Source organism: uncultured Marinobacter sp., assembly GCF_963974375.1.
Classification (GTDB): Bacteria; Pseudomonadota; Gammaproteobacteria; order Pseudomonadales; family Oleiphilaceae; genus Marinobacter.
The window spans coordinates 1-3,204 of record NZ_CAXBDN010000363.1; the positions used below are offsets into that span (position 1 = coordinate 1).

General features: G+C 57.6%; 2 protein-coding genes. Both read right to left on the bottom strand.

Going from position 1 to position 3,204, the window contains the following annotated elements; all coding sequences use genetic code 11:
- Positions 1 to 2,730, bottom strand: a 2,730-nt coding sequence (gltB, locus tag AAC035_RS20050) for a glutamate synthase large subunit (protein WP_339806884.1), incomplete at its 3' end; no start/stop codon positions are given.
- A gap of 188 nt (positions 2,731 to 2,918) precedes the next feature.
- Positions 2,919 to 3,204 (bottom strand): SPOR domain-containing protein (locus AAC035_RS20055; RefSeq protein WP_339806886.1); only part of this gene is annotated, 286 nt, incomplete at its 5' end.

The window sequence follows — 3,204 nt, forward strand, 5'->3', positions numbered from 1 at the left end:
CTGTTTGATCTTGGAGCGCTTCTCGGTACCGTAACGGGCCGGATCTTCTCCACCTTCACCGCTGTTGGAGCGACCACCCAGGGTATTCATGGCAACCGCCAGCGCCTCGTGGGCCTCTGGCGAGAGCGCACCGAGTGACATGGCCGCCGAATCGAAGCGGAGGAAGATCGCATCCACCGGCTCCACTTCCGACAGATCAATCGCCTTTATGTCCTTGCGGAAGCCAAACAGATCACGGAGCGTTGTTACCGGCCGCTCGTTCACCAGCGCGGCGTATTCACGATACTGACCGTATTCGCCACTGATCACCGCGTCCTGCAGGGTACTTACCACATCCGGATTGAAGGCGTGATATTCCTGGCCGTGAACGTATTTGAGGAGGCCACCCTGGGAAATCGCCTTGCGACGCTTCCAGGCAACCCCTGCCAGTTGCTCCTGGTCCTGCTGGAACTCGTAGAACCCGGCACCCTGAATGCGACTGGCCACACCGGGGAAGCACAGATCAACAACCTCATCCGCAATACCGATCGCTTCGAACAGCTGGGCGCCGCGGTAGGAGGCGATGGTGGAAATACCCATTTTGGACAGGATTTTCAGCAGGCCCTTGTTGATGCCCTTGCGATAGTTGTTCTTGGCCTCAATCGGATCCATCAGCATTTCGCCGGTGCGGATCAGATCATTGATGATCTGGTAAGACAGGTATGGATAGACTGCCGTCGCACCAAATCCGAACAGAACTGCGAAGTGGTGGGGATCTCGCGCCCAGCCACTTTCCACAATAATATTGGAATCACACCGGAGTCCCTGCTGCACGAGGTGGTGGTGTACGGCACCTGTGGCCATCAGTGCATTCAGAGGTAGTTCACCTTCCGCCAGATCCTTGTCACTGAGAATCAGCAGCACCTTGCCGCCACGAACCGCGTTGGCCGCCTGATCACAGAGGTCTTTGATGGCCTGCCTGAGACCAAGCTCGGGGGCATAGCTCAGACGAATCTTTGCCACTTCAAAGCCGCGGCGCTGATTCCCCTCAATCTGCAGGAACTTTGCCGGCGACAGCACCGGCGTGGTCAGAATAATCCGGTTGGCGTGCTCTGCAGACTCTTCGAATACATTCTGTTCAGCCCCGAGACAGGTTTCCAGGGACATGACAATAGCTTCGCGCAGCGGGTCAATGGCCGGATTGGTGACCTGAGCAAACTTCTGCCGGAAATAGTCAGCGGTGTGGCGCACCTTGCTGGACAGCACGGCCATGGGGGTATCATCACCCATGGATCCAACCGCTTCCTGACCACTCTCGGCCAGTGGCCGCAGCACCTGGTCACGCTCCTCATAGGACACCATGAACATTTTCTGGTGCACCAGAAGCTCGTCGCTGTCCATCAGGGTGAACTCTGGCGCAGGCGCGTTCAGTGTCGATTCGACACGCAACGCATTTTCTTTCAGCCACTTCTTGTAGGGCTGCGCGCTTTTCAGGCGACTGTCCACATCCTGGGTATGCAGGACCTCGCCACTTTTGGTATCAATTGCCAGCATCTGTCCGGGACCGACACGGCCTTTGGCCACCACGTCTTCCGGGGTGTAGCCATAGGTGCCGATTTCTGAGGCCAGGGTAATGAAATCGTCTTTCGTCACTACCCAGCGCGCCGGCCGCAGGCCGTTGCGGTCGAGCATACACACAGCGTAGCGGCCATCTGACAGCACCAGACCCGCCGGGCCGTCCCAGGCCTCCATGTGCATGGAGTTGTATTCGTAGAACGCCCGCAGCTCGGAGTCCATGGTGTCGACGTTCTGCCAGGCCGGAGGAATCATCATCCGCGCCGCACGGAACAGATCGACACCGCCGGCAAGCAGCACTTCCAGCATGTTATCCATGCTTGAGGAGTCTGACCCCGTCAGGTTAACGAGAGGTTGCAGGGTCTGGAGGTCCGGAAGGTTCGGAGAGCTGAACTTGGCTGCCCGGGCAATGGCCCAGTTACGGTTACCGGTGATGGTGTTGATCTCACCATTGTGGGCCAGATAACGGAACGGCTGGGCCAGCGGCCATTTCGGCATGGTATTGGTGGAGAAGCGCTGGTGAAAGACACAGATGGCGGTTTCCAGCTCAGGGTCACCCAGATCCGGGTAAAAGCTGGCCAGGTCTGCCGGCATCATCAGGCCCTTGTATGACAGCGTCTTGTGGGAAAGGCTGCAGACATAGAACTCCTCATCGTCTGCCATGTCCCGCTCGGCATGACGACGCCCGATGAACAGATTGATGGCGAATTCGGTTTCGTTCTGATCCTTGCCCGGCTCAACAAACACCTGCTCAATACGTGGCAGGCAATCCAGTGCCATGGGCCCGAGACAGTCACTGTTGGTCGGAACCTCACGCCAGCCAATCACCTCAAGCCCCTGTTCAGTAAGTCGGGACTCAAGTGCAGCACGCCCGGCAGCAGCCTTCGCCGCATCCTGGCTCAGAAAAATCTGGCCAACAGCGAAGCGCTCTCCCGGGTTCTTGCCAAACGCGGCAATTGCCGCCTTGCGCAGAAACCCGTCCGGGCTCTGAATAAGCAGGCCACAACCATCGCCGGTCTTGCCGTCTGCAGCGATACCACCTCGGTGGGTCATGCAGGTCAGCGACTCGATGGCAGTTTGCAACAACTTGTGGCTTTGCTGACCCTTCATATGGGCGATCAGACCGAAACCACAGTTGTCCCTGAATTCGTCGGGATGATACAAACCTGTCATCATAAAGCGTTCTCTCGAGTAGAAATGCTTTTCAATCAAAGAGTTAAAATATTACTTTCTATACAATACCCTTTGACACTGAAAATGGGGGCCGGCTATTTTACACACGTGGAAGTACCCACACAAACGCCCGCTATTTTCTGCCGGGCTTCACTGGCCGCCAGTCAGCACTTTGAGCGCGGCGGCACGCTTCAAAACTCGCTGAACGGCCGGATCCAGGGTTGCAATTTTCGTACCGTATCGGGCAGCGCCGGCAGTGATGCTCTGGCCTGCTCACGATCTCCGAATTGCCCGAGGTAAACCACGAACCAGTCGCGGCCTGCACGCTCGGTACGGGTATATCTGAGCTCTGGCAGCGACTCATGCTGATCCAGAAAGCGCAACGCTGTCCTCTCCTCATGGCCCGCTACCAGCTGCGCAGTGAAGCCTGGCATCCTGCGTACTTCTGCCAGGGGCACGAAGCGATCAGCCCTGGCA